Source organism: Paraburkholderia nemoris (assembly GCF_905221015.1).
GTDB lineage: Bacteria > Pseudomonadota > Gammaproteobacteria > Burkholderiales > Burkholderiaceae > Paraburkholderia > Paraburkholderia nemoris.
This window is the reverse complement of record NZ_CAJNBO010000006.1, coordinates 27,949-46,228: the sequence shown is the minus strand read 5'-3', so window position 1 is coordinate 46,228 and position 18,280 is coordinate 27,949. Positions and strand designations below refer to the sequence as shown.

17 protein-coding genes are annotated in these 18,280 nt (G+C 60.2%); 8 read left to right on the top strand and 9 right to left on the bottom strand.

Features of this window, described 5'->3' with window-relative positions:
• Nucleotides 1–168: 168 nt before the first annotated feature.
• Nucleotides 169–1,398: a diaminopropionate ammonia-lyase gene (locus tag KHO33_RS10900; protein WP_200565101.1), complete on the top strand. Its 1,230-nt coding sequence runs from the start codon at nt 169–171 to the stop codon at nt 1,396–1,398.
• A 36-nt stretch (nt 1,399–1,434) separates the two neighbouring features.
• A complete protein-coding gene (locus tag KHO33_RS10895; RefSeq protein ID WP_054033750.1) occupies nt 1,435–2,598 on the top strand; it encodes a M20 aminoacylase family protein in 1,164 nt (387 codons plus the stop codon).
• 63 nt (nt 2,599–2,661) lie between these two features.
• On the opposite strand, the gene KHO33_RS10890 is transcribed toward KHO33_RS10895, so the two are convergent.
• Nucleotides 2,662–3,321: an FMN-binding negative transcriptional regulator gene (locus KHO33_RS10890; protein WP_200565102.1), complete on the bottom strand. Its 660-nt coding sequence runs from the start codon at nt 3,319–3,321 to the stop codon at nt 2,662–2,664.
• Between the two features lie 140 nt (nt 3,322–3,461).
• On the opposite strand from KHO33_RS10890, the gene pdxR reads away from it, so the two are divergent.
• Nucleotides 3,462–4,985 (top strand): MocR-like pyridoxine biosynthesis transcription factor PdxR, encoded by a 1,524-nt coding sequence (gene pdxR, locus KHO33_RS10885; protein WP_200565103.1) that lies wholly within the window; start codon nt 3,462–3,464, stop codon nt 4,983–4,985.
• 8 nt (nt 4,986–4,993) lie between these two features.
• Here pdxR and KHO33_RS10880 read toward each other — a convergent pair whose 3' ends face one another.
• The 3 genes from KHO33_RS10880 to KHO33_RS10870 are packed head-to-tail and all read right to left on the bottom strand — an operon-like array spanning nt 4,994 to nt 9,202.
• Nucleotides 4,994–6,451: an efflux transporter outer membrane subunit gene (locus tag KHO33_RS10880; RefSeq protein ID WP_054034233.1), complete on the bottom strand. Its 1,458-nt coding sequence runs from the start codon at nt 6,449–6,451 to the stop codon at nt 4,994–4,996.
• 17 nt (nt 6,452–6,468) lie between these two features.
• The gene (locus KHO33_RS10875) at nt 6,469–8,067 is read right to left on the bottom strand and encodes a DHA2 family efflux MFS transporter permease subunit (protein WP_054033753.1); all 1,599 of its coding nucleotides are present in this window, start codon (nt 8,065–8,067) and stop codon (nt 6,469–6,471) included.
• Nucleotides 8,060–9,202 carry an HlyD family secretion protein gene (locus KHO33_RS10870; RefSeq protein ID WP_234475216.1) on the bottom strand — a complete coding sequence of 381 codons (1,143 nt, stop codon included), beginning with the start codon at nt 9,200–9,202 and terminating at the stop codon, nt 8,060–8,062. Before KHO33_RS10870 ends, KHO33_RS10875 begins: the two co-directional genes overlap by 8 nt.
• A 109-nt stretch (nt 9,203–9,311) precedes the next feature.
• On the opposite strand from KHO33_RS10870, the gene KHO33_RS10865 reads away from it, so the two are divergent.
• Both KHO33_RS10865 and KHO33_RS10860 read left to right on the top strand, forming a co-directional pair.
• Nucleotides 9,312–10,082: a CerR family C-terminal domain-containing protein gene (locus KHO33_RS10865; protein WP_200565104.1), complete on the top strand. Its 771-nt coding sequence runs from the start codon at nt 9,312–9,314 to the stop codon at nt 10,080–10,082.
• A gap of 93 nt (nt 10,083–10,175) precedes the next feature.
• The gene (locus KHO33_RS10860) at nt 10,176–10,577 is read left to right on the top strand and encodes a hypothetical protein (protein WP_054033755.1); all 402 of its coding nucleotides are present in this window, start codon (nt 10,176–10,178) and stop codon (nt 10,575–10,577) included.
• Nucleotides 10,578–10,671: 94 nt separating this feature from the next.
• On the opposite strand, the gene KHO33_RS10855 is transcribed toward KHO33_RS10860, so the two are convergent.
• A complete protein-coding gene (locus KHO33_RS10855; RefSeq protein ID WP_054033757.1) occupies nt 10,672–11,043 on the bottom strand; it encodes a hypothetical protein in 372 nt (123 codons plus the stop codon).
• A gap of 166 nt (nt 11,044–11,209) precedes the next feature.
• Nucleotides 11,210–12,565, bottom strand: coding sequence for a C4-dicarboxylate transporter DctA (dctA, locus tag KHO33_RS10850; protein WP_054033758.1), 1,356 nt, complete (start codon nt 12,563–12,565; stop codon nt 11,210–11,212).
• Between dctA and KHO33_RS10845 the strand changes: the two genes are divergently transcribed.
• On the top strand, nt 12,564–12,725 hold the full coding sequence (locus tag KHO33_RS10845) for a hypothetical protein (protein WP_200565105.1): 162 nt from the start codon (nt 12,564–12,566) through the stop codon (nt 12,723–12,725). The two genes, dctA and KHO33_RS10845, sit on opposite strands and share 2 nt — an antisense overlap.
• A gap of 4 nt (nt 12,726–12,729) precedes the next feature.
• Here KHO33_RS10845 and KHO33_RS10840 read toward each other — a convergent pair whose 3' ends face one another.
• Nucleotides 12,730–13,896 carry a mandelate racemase/muconate lactonizing enzyme family protein gene (locus KHO33_RS10840; RefSeq protein WP_054033760.1) on the bottom strand — a complete coding sequence of 389 codons (1,167 nt, stop codon included), beginning with the start codon at nt 13,894–13,896 and terminating at the stop codon, nt 12,730–12,732.
• A 130-nt stretch (nt 13,897–14,026) separates the two neighbouring features.
• Between KHO33_RS10840 and KHO33_RS10835 the strand changes: the two genes are divergently transcribed.
• Nucleotides 14,027–14,986 carry a LysR family transcriptional regulator gene (locus tag KHO33_RS10835; RefSeq protein WP_054033761.1) on the top strand — a complete coding sequence of 320 codons (960 nt, stop codon included), beginning with the start codon at nt 14,027–14,029 and terminating at the stop codon, nt 14,984–14,986.
• Nucleotide 14,987: 1 nt separating this feature from the next.
• Here the strand turns inward: KHO33_RS10835 and KHO33_RS10830 are convergent, their stop codons facing one another.
• Entirely contained in the window at nt 14,988–15,887 is a 900-nt protein-coding gene (locus KHO33_RS10830; RefSeq protein WP_054033762.1) for a LysR family transcriptional regulator, read from the bottom strand.
• Between the two features lie 123 nt (nt 15,888–16,010).
• On the opposite strand from KHO33_RS10830, the gene KHO33_RS10825 reads away from it, so the two are divergent.
• Entirely contained in the window at nt 16,011–16,793 is a 783-nt protein-coding gene (locus tag KHO33_RS10825; protein ID WP_054033764.1) for an SDR family NAD(P)-dependent oxidoreductase, read from the top strand.
• Between the two features lie 115 nt (nt 16,794–16,908).
• Here the strand turns inward: KHO33_RS10825 and KHO33_RS10820 are convergent, their stop codons facing one another.
• Entirely contained in the window at nt 16,909–18,279 is a 1,371-nt protein-coding gene (locus KHO33_RS10820) for an MFS transporter (protein WP_128575977.1), read from the bottom strand.
• Between the last annotated feature and the right edge of the window lies 1 nt (nt 18,280).

The following is an 18,280-nucleotide window of genomic DNA, read 5'->3' as shown; positions in this document are numbered from 1 at the left end:
GACGGGTCCTTGCACGAAAGCGAGAAATTATTGCGTCGGGACCCAAGATTTAGCGATTAATTTAAGCACGTCAAGCAATATTATTTAGGCATTGGTTGACGTATCGATTCTCCGCTGCGGGGAATCCGACGGTCCTGCCGGACAATCATTCACTGGAGCCACACCGCAATGCTGATCGCGAACGAGCGCGCGTCGCACACCGACTACCCGAACGAACTGAAGACAATTCTGAACCTGGAGGCCGCCGAACAGAGCCGCGCATGGCTAAAGAACTGGGCGCTTCTCGGTTCCTCCGCTACCCCGCTATGGGATCTTCCCGATGCGGCGGCGCGACTTGGCGTAGCGCGTCTGTGCGTCAAGGACGAATCCGTCCGCTCACCACTCGGTAGCTTCAAGGCGCTAGGCGCGCCTATTGCACTCGTGCGCCTGATTTTGCGTTTGTGGCCCGAGCACAATCTCGACCCGAAGGGTTTGATCGAGGGACGCTACAAGGACATGCTCACAAACTTCGTCGTGATCAGCGCGACCGACGGCAACCATGGCAAAGCCCTGGCCGCCGCGGCACAAACACTCGGATGCAATTGCGTGATCGTCCTGCACGCCAACGTAAGCGCCGAGCGCGAGCGGGCCATCGCTGCATACGGTGCGCAGATCATCCGTATCAAGGGCAATTACGACGAGTCGGTGGAAGAAGCTGCGCGCCTCGCAAAAGACAACGGTTGGCACGTGGTCTCAGACACATCGTATGAAGGATATGAAGCCATTCCTCGCGATGTCATGCAGGGCTACGGTGCGATCGCCGCCGAGATCGTCGAGCAATCCGAAAGTCATGCTGACGAATGCGCCTTCACGCATGTATTTCTGCAAGGCGGTGTCGGCGGTCTTGCTGCCGGGGTCGCCAGCTATCTTTGGGAGATTCATGGCAGCAAACGTCCGCGCTTCGTTGTCGTCGAGCCGCAACAGGCAGACTGCCTGTATCAAAGTGCGCGCGAAGGCCGGGCGGCAAAAGCAACCGGCTCCGTCGATTCAATCATGGCGGGCCTTGCATGCGGCGAAGCTTCACCGCTCGCGTGGAAGATCCTCGAGTCGTGCGTGGACGATTTCATGACGATCAGCGACGAAGACGCGATTGCCGCAATGCGCAGGCTCGCGGCTGGAACGGGTGCGGACGTTCCGCTGGTAGTCGGCGAATCCGGCGCAGCGGGTTACGCCGGCCTCGCGGTCCTCATGCAGGATTCGCAACTGGCACGCGCCGCCGGCCTGAACAAAGATTCGCGCGTTCTGGTGATCAGCACTGAGGGAGCGACAGCGCCGTTGGTCTACCGTGAATGCGTGGGCGAAACGGCCGACTCCGTTCTTTCACGTCAGGCTCAATGGCTCAAAGCCGCGGTTCGATAAGACAACCTGAATGGCCATCGAAAAGGGATAGACGTTATGGAAATCGCCTTGCAATCGCAGCTGAAGAGTTGGCGTCAGCATCTGCACCAGAACCCGGAAACCGGCTTCGAGGAAGTCGCGACTTCGGACTATGTCGCGCGCGCCTTGAAGGCCCTCGGCCTCGACGTGCACCGGGGAATCGGCGGCACCGGCCTCGTCGCCAATCTCACGGTCGGCAACGGCCCTGGCGTGATTGGTCTGCGCGCCGACATGGATGCGCTGAATATCGCGGAGAACGCACCGGACCGTCCGTACGCCTCGCGAACGCAAGGCAAGATGCACGCCTGCGGACACGACGGACATATGTCGATGATTCTCGGCGCGGCACGTCTGCTTGCCGAAAAGAAGAATTTCAGCGGCACCGTACGATTCATTTTTCAACCGGCCGAAGAACATGGCCGCGGTGCGAAAGCGATGATGAACGACGGGCTTTTCGAGCGATATCCCGTCGACGCGATCTTTGGCGCGCACAATATGCCGGGCATGGCCGCCGGGACCTTCGCGACACGCGCGGGCGGCATCATGGCCAGCGAAGACAATTTCGTCATCCATATCAAGGCCCGCGGCACGCATGCAGCGAGACCGCACATGGGCGTCGATCCGATTGTGATCGCCTCGCAAATCGTGCTGGCATTGCAGACAGTCGTGTCCCGCAATCTCGATCCGAGCCTGCAGGCGGTGATTTCCTGCACCGAATTCATTACGGATGGCATCCGCAACGTCATTCCGTCGAACGTAACGATCAAGGGCGATACGCGCAGCTACGCGCCCGAAGTTCAGGCCATGCTGGCAGCCCGCATGCGAGAAATCAGCGAAGGCATCTGCCACGCGCACGGGGCTGAATGCGCGTTTGAATACACGCACGAATTCGCGCCTACGGTGAATTCACCCGAATATGTCGACCTCGCCGTTTCGGCCGCGCGCAATATCGTCGGCGCAGAAAACGTGGACGCCGACGTGCAACCCATGATGATCTCCGAGGATTTCGGCGCGTTCCTTCAGGCGGTGCCGGGCAACTTCATTTTCATTGGCAATGGTGAGACGGGGAAAGAAGGGAGTACCCCGCTCCACAACGCTACCTACGATTTCAACGACGAAATCTTGCTCACCGGTGCGCGATACTTTGCTGAAATCGCGCGGCTCGCGCTCCCTTCTGCTTGAGCTACGTCCCCTTCCTGCTCAACATCAGAGGCCGTGCTTCTGATCACAGTTTTTCTGTGAGCGTCAGGCGGGGGAATCGCCCGCCTTTGCGGCCTTAATCGCAGCGCACTCAAGCATGGCTTCGCCGATCACGTTTTCTCCCCGCTCGTTGAGAGCAGCGCCTGCCCCTTCTATATCCCGCACTTCCTTGTTCTGGCCGAGCTTGACCTTCCCGACCAGACGGGTGATTTCGATTTCGACGCCGACGATCGCCTTGAGCATCATATCGATGTAGTCGGCGGTGCTGTCCGTCATCTTCCACGGACGAGGCTGGGAGGCTTCATGAGTCCGCGTGAGGCGAGCGACCAACCCGCGAACATAGCGCTCATCATCGCGGATGGTCACCCGGCCGTGCGCGTGGACCACCCTGTAGTTCCATGTCGGCACCTGCTTGTGAAGCTCGTGCTTGCTCGGATACCAGTTGGGCGAGATGTAGGCGTCGCCCGCGCGAAACACGACCAGTACCTCGTCCCCGTTGGCCACGTCCTGCCAGACCGGATTGGCGCGCGCCACGTGAGCATGAAGGACGCCGTGTGCGCCTTCGCCGGCTTTCAGATCAAACGGAATGTGGTTGGCGTCCAGACCGCTTTTGCCATGCGTGAACAGCGTGCCGAACGGATTCTCTGTGATCAGCGCGTGCAGCACCTCGGTGCGCGGTTCATCAAAATGAGTGGGTACGTACATAGGGGCTCCGTGATGAGTGCAGCGATGCGCTAACCCTCATTGCAGGCAACGCCGGTGCGGCAGGCCTGGAAACAATTGTGGCGGCAAACTGGTTTATATTGTAGAACCAGTTTCGATCATTTTCTTTGGACCAGAAAGCCATGGCTCGCAAACCGAAAGCAGTGGAAGTTCCGGCGATCGGCATGCTGGATCGAGCCGCGGGCCATTTGGGCCGTCAACTCGCGCAGGCACTCCGCGAGGCCGTCCGCCGTGGCGACCTCAAACCGGGCGAGGTGCTCCCCTCCACGCGCACGTTAGCTGCCTCGTTGCATGTTGCACGAGGAACCGTCGTCGAGGCGTTCGAGCAACTGATCGCCGAAGGCTTTCTGCAATCGCAGCCAGGCTCCGACACGCGCGTGGCGCAATCGTTGACGCTCCCTGCCGATCCCCGAGCGCGATCCTCAGCTGTTGAAACTGCCCCGCTCCCAGAACGCGCCCGTCTGTTCGCCCAGGTCGCACGTCAATTTTCTGCCGTGCCGCAGGCGCCTTTCGCAGTTTCGGTACCCATTGGCCCTGCCGCTCCGGATGATGTCTGGCGCCGGCTCGGCAACCGGCTGCGCGCCCGCGGACCTGGCGCTCCGGCCGGGTATGGCGACCCACAAGGGGCGCTGGCGCTGCGCGAAGCGGTGGCCGACTACGTCAGGAAATCGCGCTCGGTTCGTTGCGAGGCAGACCAGGTGATCATCACAAGCGGCACACAGCAAGGCCTTTACCTGTCATGCCAGGTGCTGCTCGATGGCGACGCGTCGGCGTGGGTGGAGGACCCAGCGTATAGAGGCATTACGGCCATTCTGGAAAGCTCCGGTCGCCCGGAGCGCATGATCCGGGTACCCGTCGATGCGGAAGGCCTCAACGTCGATGAGGGTATCAAGTTGGCCCCGCACGCACGGGCGGCGTTCGTCACATCGTCGCACCAGTATCCGCTGGGAATGCCATTGAGCATGGCGCGGCGCAACGCGCTATTGACGTGGGCCCGCGCGAACAACGCCTGGGTGGTCGAAGACGACTACGACAGCGAACTGCGTTATGCGGGACATCCGTTTCCGTCGCTGCAGGGACTCGATCCTAACCGGGTGGTCTATCTCGGCACCTTTAGCAAGATCCTGTTCCCGTCATTGCGGCTCGGCTATGCGGTTGTCCCGCAGAACCTCGTGGAGGCCTTCTGCGGCGCGCGCGTGCTCATGGATCGCAATCCCCCGAACGCAGATCAGCATGTACTGGCGGCCTTCATCGCTGAAGGCCATCTGGATCGTCACATCCGGCGTATTCGTGGGGTCTATGCGGACCGCCGTGCATGCATCATCGAGACGCTCGGGCGGCGGCTGCCGAAAGAGGTCGCCTGGTTGCAGCCGAGCGATCAGGGCATGCACCTTGTGCTCTGGCTTGGCGGGGGTGTCGACGACAAGTTGGTGGCGTCGTTAGCGGGCGAAAGCGGGGTTGCTGTACGAGCGGTGTCACCCATGTATTCCAATGGAAAAGGCCCAATGGGTTTGATACTGGGTCTCGGCGGTTTCAGTGACGCCGAAATTGAAATTGCTACTCAACGTCTCGCTGCGTGTATCGAGGCTGCGGCAAAAGCGGCGCGCCGTGCGAATCCGCACGACGCCGCGACCGTTAAAGCGTAACCCACACGCTAGCCTTGCTGCGCTTGCCAGCCGATGCCAAGGCTTTTCTGCAACGATACAAAGTCCTTGAGCAATTCGGCCTGTCCCGCGACGACATTCTGCTGCGCGGTGAATTCTTCGCGTTGCGTGTCAAGCAGATCGATCAGCGTGGCGACACCGGCGGAATAGCGCTGCCGCATCAGCGTGGCCGAGTGGCTTGCTGAAGTTTCCACCTTTTGCAACGTGACGACATGATCGCGCTGATGCCCATAGCGTGAGAGCGACGAGTTCGCGTCCTGCAGCGCGCCGAGCACGGCCTTCGTATAACGCGCTTCGGCTTCGTCACGCGATGCCTCGGCTGCGTGCACGCTACCCAATGTGCGGCCAAAATCGAACGCGTTCCATTGCAGATACGGCGCGGTGATCCAGCTGAAATTGTTCTTGCGCACGAGATGACCCGGATCGCCTGCACTGAAACCGATATCGCCGAGCAACGTCACCTTCGGGAAAAAATCCGCGATGTGTTCGCCGATCTGCGCATTGCTCGACGCAAGCCGCCGTTCCGCTGCGCGAATGTCGGGACGCTGCTGCAACATTACTGACGGATCGCCGATCGCCACCGTCCCGGGCAACGCCGGCAGTGGCCGCGTGCCCGCGAGTTGCTGGTCCAGCGCGCCGGGTTCACGGCCGGTCAGTACGGCGAGACGGTCGAGCGAATCGGTCAGTTGCGCGTCAAGCGGAATCAGCGTCGCGCGCGTGTTTTCAACTTGCGTGCTCAGGCGTTCCACGTCGAGGTCCGCTGCCGTGCCACGCTCCCGGCGCTGCTGCGTCAGCGTCAACATCTTCTGTTCGGTCTCTGCCTGACGCCGCGCGAGTTCAAGCCGCGTCTGCTGATCACGCAGTTCGATGTAGGCCTGCGCAACCTCGGCCGCGAGCGATACCTGGGTGTCCGCGAGATCGGCATCGACGGCTTCCGCATCCGCGGATGCCGCTTCGATGGCACGCCGCGTGCCGCCAAACAGGTCGATTTCCCACGTAGCGTCGAAGCCCGACGTATAGAGCTGCAGCGGGCCACGGCCCGACGACGCTGTACTGCTTCCGGAGCTGAGCGAACTCAGGTCAGGCGAGCGCATGCGCAGCGCGGCAGCATCACCGGAGATTTTCGGCAATTCGTTCGCACGTTGCTTCTGCAGTTGTGAACGCGATTCCCGCAGCCGGGCCTGCGCAATATGCACGTCGGGACTATGTGCAAAGGCGGCGGCGATGAGGTCGTTCAACTGCGGATCGTTGAATGCGAGCCACCACTGGTTCGGCGCGGGCGTCGCCGTCGTACCGGAGGCCGGCGCACGCACGAAGGTCGCGCTGCTGCGGGCATCCTGCGCAACCGGCGGTGCGCCGTGATAATCCGGGCCGACCGTGCAACCCACCAAGGCGGACAAAAGCACGGCGGCGGCCAGTGCGATAGACGAGGGACGGTTGAACATCATGGTGTGATGAAAAGACATTAGTGTCCGGCGGAAGAAGGCGGCGGTGCAGTCCGGCTGGGTGTTTTCAGAAGCAGCGCAAGCGGAATGCAGGCGATCAGCGCGATGCCGAGCAGATAGAAGGTTTCCGAATAGGTCATCACGATGGCCTGCTGCTGGATCTGCGCGCCGAGTTGCCCAAGCGCGCGCACCTGCGAGTACGCCATATCGCCCGTATGGGCGAACCAGTTCGCCGCGTTCGCCGTCAGGCTCTCCTGGCCGATCAGCGAATTGGCACTGACCGACTCGCGGATCATCGCGGTATGAAAGGTCGTGCGCCGGTCGATCACGGTACCGATGATCGCAAGGCCGATCGACCCGCCGAGATTGCGCGCCATGTTGTAGAGACCGGCGGCGTCACCGGAATCTTCGCGCGACACGGCCGCCATCGACGCTTGATTGAGCGGCATCATCGCGAGCATCTGAGCGGTGCCGCGTATCAGTTGCGACCAGATGAAATCGTGCCCGACGCTCTGTGCTGTCAACTCGATGTCGATCATGCAACTGATCGCGTACAACACCAGCCCGGTGATCACCAGCACGCGGAAGTCGACTTTGCCAAGCAGCCGCGGCAGGATCGGCATGATCATGAAGGCCGGCAGCCCGGAAAGCAGCATGATCGCGCCGGACTGTTCCGCGTTGTAGCCCGCAACCACCCCGAGAAACTGCGGCAGCAGATACGACACGCCATAAAGCGCTGCGCCGACCGCGGACACGATCACGATCACGCTGGCGTAGTTCGGGTTGCGCATCAGACTCAGCCGCACAATCGGCTTTTTCGCGGTCATTTGCGAGGCGGCGATCAGGATCATGCCGAAGACCGACACACAGGTGAGCGCCACGATCATCGACGATTCGAACCAGCGCTCGCGCTGACCTTCCTCGAGCACGACCGTGAGCGAACTGAGGCCGATCGCGAGACCCACGATGCCGAGCCAATCCGCCTTGAAAAACGACTCCCAGTGCGGCCGGTCTGACGGCAGGCCGACGATCAACAGGGTCATCAGCGCAAGGCAGATCGGCAGATTCATGAAGAAGCACCAGCTCCAGCTGATGTTCTCCGCGAGCCAGCCACCGACAACCGGTCCAAGCAGCGGCCCGAGCAATACGATCAAGCCGAACATGGTCATGCCGACCGGCATCTGCGATAGCGGCAGACGCGTGCGGATGATGGTCTGCGCCGTCGGAATCAGCGCGCCGCCCGTGAAGCCCTGGCCGATGCGGCCGGCGATCATCATGGGCAACGTGTGCGACCAGCCGCACATCATCGAAAAGGCAATGAAAAGCGCCGAATTCGTGAGCAGGAAATTGCGCAGGCCGAATACGCGCGTAAGCCATGCCGCCAGCGGAATCATCACGATTTCCGACATCAGATAGCCCGTCGAAATCCAGGTGCCTTCCGTACCGGTGGCGCCGATTTCGCCCTGGATTTGCGGCAATGCGGAGTTCGTGATCGAGATGTCGAGCGTCGCCATCAGGGCGCCAAGCGCGCCCGCGGCGACGGCGATCCAGTCGCCGACGCTGGCACGCTCTTCCCCACGCGCTGCGGCGGCGGGAGTTGCGGTTCCCGATTCAGCCACGATGGTTCTCGCTATCGATGCGCGCGTCACGATCGCGCGCCGAACGCGTGTCGACATCCACGGTTACCGAAAGCCCCGGCAGAAGCACGCTGCGCGTCTCCGCCCCCGTGTCGATGCGAATCCGCACGGGCACCCGCTGCACGATTTTCGTAAAGTTGCCGGTGGCGTTTTCCGGCGGCAGCAGCGCGAATTGCGAGCCCGTGCCGGGCGAGAAACTATCGATCACACCGTGCAGCGTATGACCGGGCAACGCATCGACGTGCATTTCCACCGGCTGACCGACGCGCATCCCACCCACTTGCGTTTCCTTGAAGTTCGCCAGCAAATAGGTGCTTTGGACCGGCACAACCGTCAGCATCCGCGTGCCGGGTTGCACGTACTGACCCACGCGCACGGTGCGATCGCCGACCTTGCCGCCGAGGACACTGCGCACCACGGTGTTGTCGAGATCGAGTTGCGATTGCTGCGCGCTGGCCTGAGCCGCTTCGAGTTGCGCGCGCGCCTGCGCGAGCTGCGCGGTGGCTGACCCGATCTGCGAGCGTGCTGCCTCGACCGCCGCCGCATTCGCGGCGAGCGTGGCATTCGCCTGATCGCGACTGCTGGTCAATTCCGCCAGCCGTTCGCTGCTTTCAGCGCCGGTGGCGACGAGCGGCGCGTAGCGGCGCACTTCGTCGCTCGCATGCTGCGCGCTCACACGCGCCACCTGCTGCTGCGCCTGGGCCTGCGCAATGTTGGACTGCTGCTGTTTGATGTCGGCCTGTGCGCGTTCGATGTCGGCCTTGCGCGCATCAATCGTGGCCCGCGCCTGGTCGAGCGCGACCTGATACTGGCGGGCGTCGAGATGAACAAGCGGATCGCCCGGCTTCACGACCTGGTTGTCCGCGACGTAAACTTCCGTAACGTAGCCGGCGATCTTGGGCGCCACGGTGACGCTGTCGGCCTGCAGATAGGCGTCGTCGGTGCTTTCGATGAAGCGGCCCACCGTCCACCAGCGGCCGAGCCAGACGGCGCCGACGATCAGCGCGACAACGCCGAGCGCGATCAGCACCGTGCGCCGGCTGGGGCGCCTCGCCCCTGCTGCGGGCGAATCATCGGCGGGTATCGGGCGGGAGGGAGAGCCTGCGGTCGCTGACATCGTATCGGTCCAATTGTTTCCAGGTGGCACAATTATTCCAGTTGATCAAATTGTGTCAAGTGATATATTTCTTACGAATTCCCGCAATACGCGTAATGGAGAAAGATGCATGAGCACCGCAAAGAAGCTGCGCCGCTCGCCGGAAGGCGGCTATGCACGCGGCGACGAAACGCGGCACCGGATCATCGAGGCGGCGATCGAACTGTTTGGCGAACATGGTTTCGAGGGCGCGTCGACACGCGACATCGCGGCCCGCGCCGGCGTCAACGCGCCCGCGCTGCAGTACTACTTCGAGAATAAGGAAGGGGTGTATCGCGCATGCGTCGAGATGCTCGCCGACGACGCATGGGAAACATTCGGCCCGCCCATCGAACATGCGCAGGAAGCGCTGCGTGAAAACGCCGACACCCCGGCGTTGATCGACGCATTCCTCGGCATTCAGACAGCGATCGCGCACGGCGCTTTCGTCAAGGCAAGCAAGCCCGGCCGGCGGATGTTCTTCGCGCGCGAACAGGCGGGACACGAACCTCAGAGTGCCATGCAGATTTTCGGCTGCCGGATTCGCCAGCCGCTCAACGATGTCAGCGTGGCGCTAGTGGCGCGAATTTCCGGGCGTGCAACTGACGATCCGGTCATCTTGATCCGCACCTTCAGCCTGCATGGGCAACTGGTGATTTTTCACCTCGCGCATCCGTCCAAACTGTCGATGCTCGGCTGGAAGAGCATCGACGCGGAGAAGGCGGCACTGCTCACCGCGACGGTCCGCGATCAGAGTCGCACGCTGCTCGAGCATTGGAGCCGGGAACGTGACGAGGGGGGCACGCCCCCTGCGCAAACTACGCAAGCCTCGGGTAAAGGAAAGTCGCGCAAGCAGCAGTGATCTCAGGTTGGCGCACGGATCACCACTTTCGGACCCGTTGGGCAAGATGCCATTACAATCCAGCACTTCGAACCGACTACGGTGATTTGCGCCATGAGATATCCCCTTGCATTGACACTCGCCGCGGTCATTGCAACCGCAAGCACGATCGCGACCGCCCAGACATCCGGGAGCAGCGACGCACCCAAACTGCAGTGCGCCATCGGGTATGTCACCGGCGTCGGTGGATCGGCGCAGAGCTTTCGTGAATACCTTGCAACCCCCGACCGGGACAAATATCGCTTCGTTGCTGACAACCCGATTCAATGCAAGGTGTCCGACGAAGGTCGCGCGTCAGCCTGTACCGGCGTGACAAACCTTCGGAATGAAAAAGTCAGCGTGTATGACGACGTCGACAACGCGACGATAGCCGTGGTCGCGCGTGTGGAACTCGAGCACGGGACCTACCCGGTGATCATCGTCGTGCGACGGCAGGATGTGAAGTGCGAGGAGTGAGCGCTGTCTAGCGCGTCATTGATGATCGCCGGTTGGGCACAAACAACAACCCAGCCGGCGAAGAGACGATTACGACTCGAAGACGCCCTTGAGATCAACGGCGTTTCATTTTGATCACGCGCGAAATCTGACCAAGCGTAAATCCGGTGTTCTGCACGTATTTGGCGTAGTCGAGTGGAGCGGTGAACGATTCATCGGTGACGTACTCGCCCATGTAACGGAATCGGTCAGTCGCTGTTCGGACAAAAACAGGAAGCGGCTCGGTCTGTCGCGCGAGCGTCCGGCCGGCCGCACGTGCGGCGGCGCTGCTATCGCAGACGATCACATCCGGGGCATAGGGGTTGAGGTCCTGACGCAATCGCGCAGCGACGACTTTGCCGCCCTTCGTAGGCAAGAATGCCTGCTTGCATCCTCCCGTCACCCTGTGAATGTCTTCCCGGGAATACTCTTTTCCAATTTCAAACATGATTTTTCTCCGAAGAATGACGCCTGGCTGTAGAGCAGCGGCGTCAAGCGGAGCGATGATATCGAGCTGTGTCTAAAGCCGTTGTATAAAGAGCGAGCTTCTTGATAAAGAAGATGTGTGGGTCGAGTGGAAAGGAATCTGCTCAACATCAAGTTGCCTCAACGATTCAATGCATGTGGGACCGAATGACGGCGTCTTTCGGAGGCGTCCGGTCTGTCGGCGCCTCGTCGGCGGACTCCAACACATCGATGCTCGTGTCGGTACGGTTGAGCATCGCGCGGGCCTTGTTCATATCGAGCGCCCCCTCCCATCGAGCGACCACGATCGTCGCTACGCCGTTACCGATCAGGTTCGTGACGGCGCGAGCTTCGTTGAGGAAGCGATCGACGCCTAGCAGCAGCACCAGTCCAGAGACAGGGATTTTGTGCATCGAGGCCAGCGTGGCAGCCAGTGCGACGAATCCGGCTCCGGCCACGCCCGCAGACCCTTTGGACGTCAGCAGCAATACACCAAGGAGCAGCAACTGATCTCCGATCGTCAAGTGGATATTCATCGCTTGCGCAACGAACATCGAGGCCATGGTCAGATAGATCGCCGTGCCATCGGCGTTAAAGGTGTAGCCCGTAGGCAGCACCATCCCGACCACGGGGCGTGAACACCCCAGTTTCTCCATTTTGATGAGCATCTGCGGCAGCACCGCTTCAGTCGACGCTGTACCGAGGGTAATGAAGATCTCGTCCTTGATGTAGCGGAGATACTTCCACAGCGACAGGCCGCTCATCCGCATAACAAAACCAAGCACAACGACCACGAAGAAGATCGAGGTCAGGTAGAGGCACAGCATCAGTTGGCCAAACGATGCCAGCGTGCCAATTCCGTACTTCGCGATGGTAAATGCCATGCCGCCAAAGGCGCCGATGGGCGCGACATACATCACGATTCGCACGACGCCGAACATGCCCTGAAGGAACATGTCGAGCATGTCGACGAAAGGAGCGGTGCGGGGACCAAGCCTCGCGAGGGAGATGGCGAGCAGGAGCGAAAAGAAGATGATGGGCAGGATATCCCCATTTGCGAACGCTCCGACAATGCTGTTCGGAACGATGCTCATGAAGAAATCGAGCATGCCATGCTGCTGTGCCGCATGGGTGTAGCTGGAAATGGCCGAACTGTCGATATGCGCGGGGTCAATGTTCATACCGCTGCCCGGCTTGATGACGTTCACGATTACAAGGCCAACAGCGAGCGCAATCGTCGATGCAATTTCGAAGTAGACGACCGCCTTGACGCCAACGCGACCGGCCGCATGAAGGTCGTTCATGCGGGCAATGCCGACCACAACAGACGCGAAAATGATCGGCGCAAGCAGCATCCGGATCAGCTTGATGAACAGATCGCCGAGCGGTTTGAGCTGAGAACCGATGTCAGGGTAGAAATGGCCGACTAGGACGCCGGCAACAATGCCAATCAGAACCTGTACATAGAGCTTGGAAAGAGATTTTCCAATCTTTGAAACCCGCATGACTGTCTCCTATGCGTGGCATCTTTTAATGAAAGTCAGAACCGGTCGCCGCAGCGGGATCTACCGCTGCGGCGAGCACGGACTGATTTCGCGTGCGTTCGTTTTGTCTATTCTTATGAACGCTGCGCCGACGCTTTTGTCGGCGCGCTTTGCCGTTTGAAGGCTTATGCGGACAGCTTTTGCATTTCGGCGAAAAGATCCGCTTTTCCTTCGAAGCCGATGCCGGGAAGATCGGGCATGGTGATGAAGCCGTTCTCCACCTTCACGCCGTCGGGGAAGCCGCCATAAGGCTGGAACAGATCCGGATACGATTCATTGCCACCCAGACCGAGTCCGGCCGCGATGTTCAACGACATCTGGTGTCCGCCGTGCGGAATACAGCGGCTCGGCGACCAGCCGTGTTGACGCAGCATGTCGAGCGTGCGCAGATACTCCACCAAGCCATAGCTCAGTGCGCAGTCGAACTGCAACCAGTCGCGATCCGGACGCATCCCTCCATAACGGATCAGGTTGCGTGCGTCCTGCATCGAGAACAGGTCTTCGCCAGTCGCCATCGGTTTGTCGTAGTAGTTGCGCAACGTGGCCTGCAATTCGTAGTCGAGCGGGTCGCCCGGTTCTTCGTACCAGAACAGATCGTATTGCGACAGTGCCTTCGCGTACTGGATCGCGGTGTCGAGATCGAAGCGGCCATTGGCATCGACAGCGAGTTTCTGACCGTCACCGAGTACGCTCAGGATCGAGTCGATGCGGCGCAGATCTTCATCGAGCGAAGCGCCGCCGATCTTCTTCTTCACAACCGTATAGCCTCGGTCGATGTAGCTGCGCATTTCGTCTTTCAGCTTCTCGTGATCCTGGCCCGGATAGTAGTAACCACCCGCTGCGTACACGAAGATCTTGCGGTCGGGTTGGCCATTGCCGTAACGGTCGGCCAGTAACTGGAACAGCGGCTTGCCTTCGATCTTCGCCACCGCATCCCAGATCGCCATGTCGATCGTGCCGATGGCGACCGAGCGCTCGCCATGACCGCCCGGCTTTTCGTTCGTGAACATGGTCGCCCAGATCTTGTGCGGATCGAGGTTGTCGCCGGCATCGTTGACGAGCGTGGCGGGATCGGCTTCGAGAATGCGCGGAATGAAACGCTCGCGCATCAGCTTGCCCTGGCCGTAGCGGCCGTTGGAATTGAAGCCGTAACCCACGACCGGCTTTCCGTCACGGATGACATCCGTCACAACGGCGACGAGACTCAGCGTCATCTTGCTGAAGTCAATGTAGGCATTCCGGATCGGGGAACTGATCGGAACGGTTTTTTCGCGGATTTCAACGATTCTCATGACGGTGTCTCCTGAGTTTTGGGCACGTTTTGCATGCGTCTTGCTGCAATGGAAACTAGCTTATCCGCGAAAGGAGGGATTAGAATTCACTTCGATTCATTTCATTTTTTACTTTAGGTGAACAACTGAAGTGACAACTGACTCAGCATCCGACTTCGAGTTTTTCATCCTCCTCGCCAGACTCAAGAGCTTGTCGGGCGCGGCGCGGGCGCTCGATCTCACCCCGCCGGCCGCGACCAAGCGCTTGGGGCTGATGGAACAAAGACTGGGGGCGCGGCTAGTCAACAGAACGACGCGGAGTGTCAGCCTGACGCCCGAGGGCGAGACCTACCTGCGCTACGCAACGCAGATCGTCGGGCAAGTCCGGCAGATGGAGGATGAGATATCGGGGGCTCGATCCGATCCCCACGGACTGTTACGCGTGAATGCGACGCTCGGCTTCGGGCGCACGACCATCGCGCCGCTCGTGTCTGAATTCGCGAAGCGCTTTCCCAATGTGGAGATTCAGTTCGAAGTGACCGACCGACCCATCGATCTGGTGGAGGAGGCATTCGATATGGCGATCCGTTTTGGCGAGCTCCCCGACAGCCGGCTTAGCGCCCGGCGCATCATGAGCAATCGTCGTTTTCTTTGCGCCTCCCCGAAATACCTGGAGCGGTTTGGGACACCGGAGCGTGTAGAGGATCTCGTTCGGCACCGTTGCATCATTCATCGGCAGAACGATGACGCCTATGGCGTGTGGCGGTATATGCAGGGGGACCACACCGAAGCGTTGAAAGTCAAAGGCGCGCTATCGAGCAATGACGGCGATATCGTGCTGCGGTGGGCGCTCGACGGGCATGGGATATTGATTCGCTCCGAATGGGATCTGGCGAAGTACGTCCAAAGTGGGCGGCTCAAACTGGTCTTGCCGAAAACGGTGCTGCCCTCAGCTGACCTCTTCGTCTACTATCCGAGCCAGCGAAACCAGACGGCCCGCGCCCGCGCATTCATCGACTTTCTGATCGATCGGTTTCAAGCACCGTTTATACCTGTCGAAACCGGTGCTTCGATCTACGATCAAAAAAAGAAAGCGGGCCGCAAGTCATAAGTCACGCAGACGCGAACAATGCCGCGGCCCAATCGGCAAACACCCTCACCTTGGTGCTATATCTTCGGCTAGGCGGATACGCGATATAAATCTCAAGCGGGTTAGGTCGCCATCGCGTGAGAATGGGGACAAGTTTCTTTTGCTTGATGAAAGGGCGAGCCATGAAGTCCAACGTGTGGACGATCCCCAACCCGGCCAGTGCAGTTGCAATGTGTGAATTGCTCTCGCTGACAAGAACGTCATTGCGGACACGGCCAAGCGTGATCGTCTCCTCGCCCCTGCAAAACACAAGGGGCTGCGTCACACCCGTACTGGCAGAAAAATATCCCGCAACAGGCAGGTTGTTATCCACGATTTCCTGAGGATGTTTCGGCGTGCCGTACCTCGCGAGATACGCGGGACTCGCACATGTGGTCCACGCAAGTTTCCCGATCGGATGCGTCACGAGATCCGGATCGTCGGCTGTACTGCGAATTGCGCAGTCTATGTTTTCGGCGACCAGATCCGCAGTACGGTCAGTGACGCTTAGTTGAACCTGTATGTCCGGAAAACGTTCAAGAAAGGTTGGCAAAGCGGGAATGAGAATGCCGCTTGCCGTCGATCCGCCAGCGTCGACTCTCAGTACACCACGCGGGCTCCCCTGCTCCCGACCCAACGTCGCCTCGATGTCATCGAGCTCGCTGAGAAGTTGCCGCATGCGCTCATAGTAAGCCGCGCCATAGGTCGTCACACTGACGCGCCGCGTATTGCGCTCCAGCAGCTTTACGCCAAGGTGCGCTTCCAGTGACTGGACCCATTTGCTTGCCGTGGCGTTGGGCATATTCAGAGAAAGGGCCGCCCGCCCAAAGCCGCCTGTCTCGACAACGCGAACAAAAATACGGATGGCCTGCAGATGGTCCATGAATCTATCTCGTTGATTATCTATCCATGTGGATAGATAAACCACAATATACATATTTATCTGCGTGGGTGTTTAAACTAAGCTGGGCTCACTGATCCACGTAACTGAACCAGGAGCCCTGAAATGACAACATCTCTCTACGACAACATCCATTCGACCAAGCATGCGGGAAAGGTGGCGCTCGTAACCGGCGGCAGCACCGGAATCGGCCTCGCTACCGCCAAGCGCCTCGCTCGCGAAGGTGCAACGGTGTTTATCACCGGTCGACGCCAGGCGGAATTAGACGCTGCGGTTACTGAAATCGGACACGGAGCACGCGCGATTCGCGGCGACATTTCGTCGGCCGAAGACCTTAAGAAAGTCGTCGACACGGTGGCCGCGGAACATCAACGGATAGACATTCTCTTTGCCAATGCGGGCGGCGGCGAGTTCTCCCCGCTTGGACAGATCACCGAAGCGCAATTCGACAAGTACTTCGACATCAACGTGAAAGGCACCTTGCAAACCGTGCAGAGCGCATTGCCGCTCATGCGGGCCGGCAGCGCCATCGTGATCACTGGATCGATCGCATCGGTACAAGGTGTACCGGCGTTCGGTGTCTACGCCGCCACGAAGGCTGCCTTGCGCTCCTTCGCACGCACCTGGGCATCGGATCTCAAAGGCCGCGACATTCGCGTCAATGTGGTCGCGCCGGGTGTCATCGTCACGCCTGCGTACAAGACCGAACTCAAGCTGAGCGACGAACAGATCGAAGCCTATAGCAAGGAGGTGGCCGAAACGACACCGCTTGGCCGCGTCGGCAGCACCGATGAAATCGCCAAGGCAGTGTCCTTTCTGGCCTCCGACGATGCCAGCTATATCACCGGGATAGAGCTGTTCGTTGATGGCGGACGCGTGCAAGTCTGATTTGTTCAGCACCGTATGGATGGCGGTTGGACGCTAGAAACCATCTGGCTGCCTGAGGGTGTCTTCGTCGATCCGGACGATGAGAAACGCCGCAGGCACAGCCACCTCGCGCGACCTAAGCCGCCGGATCGCCCGAATTCGCCCGCTGCATACCACCCTCGCGTGCCGCACGCCGTTGCCGGCGCTCCAGCCGATCCTCCTGCAACACCCGCCGCCCGGTGCGCGAAGCGAGCACCAGCGTGATCGCTAGCAACCCCGTACCGAGCAGGTAGCTCGGTGGAATGAAGTGCCCGTCCGTGAAACGCGCCACCAGCGAGATATAGAACGGCGCCAACCCGCCAAACAGCATGACCGAGGTGTTATACGAAATAGCCACGCCGGTGGAGCGCCCCTGCACGGTGAAAATCTTGACCAGCATACCTGGATGCGCGGCGCCCTGCAGCGTCAGGAAAAGTATGCCGACAACCCGCACGATCATCAGACGGTTCTCAGTGGGATCGGCCAGCAAATACGCGAACAACGGAAAGACGCAGATCAGCCAGCCCACGATAAAGAAGAAGAACAGCCGATACGCGCCGACACGGTCCGCCACCATGCCGAATACCGGCGACAGAACGCACATCACGATACTCGTGACGAATATCCCTTGCAGCGACGAACTCAACGACAGATGCAACTGAACCTGCGCGTAGGTCGGCAGATAGGCATTCCACACATAATTCAGCGACGTGCCGGCGATCATCACGCCCATCGCGCACACTACGGCATCGCCGTTCTCACGCACAAAATCGCGTAGCCGCTCGCGCATGGGCGCCCGTGCCGCGGGGCGTGCCTGCAAGCGGTTGAATTCATCCGATTCGGCGACATGATGGCGGATGTAGAAGCCGATTGGCCCGACCAGCGCGCCGATCATGAACGGCACGCGCCATCCCCAACTATCCAGTTCCGCATGCGACAGGTGACGCGACAGCAGATAACTGCATCCCGAAGACAACATCGCGGCGATCCCGATCGACAGCATATTGAAGCTGCCGTAAAACATCTTCCGGTTGGGCGGCGCGACCTCGTAAATCGTCACCGACGACAGCGCGAATTGCGCGCCCACCGCGAAGCCTTGCACCAGGCGGCCGATCACCACCAGCAGAGGCGCGACGAGCCCAAGGGTCGCGAAGCCCGGGGTCAGCGCCAGGATCAGCGAGCCCACCGACATCAGCACCATGATCCACGACAGTACCCTCACCCGCCCGACCCGGTCCGCGGCCATGCCCATCGCCACGCCGCCGATCGGACGGACCAGGAAGCCAACCGCAAAGGTCGCGAACGTTAACAGCATTGCACCGCTGCGATCGACGTTAGGGAAAAACACCCGCGCGATTGTGCTCGAAAAATAGGAGTACACCATGAAGTCGAACCACTCGAAGGTGCCTCCTATCACCGTCGATACAATGGTTTTCCAGACCTTCCCTGAATCGCTTTGGGCGTTCATG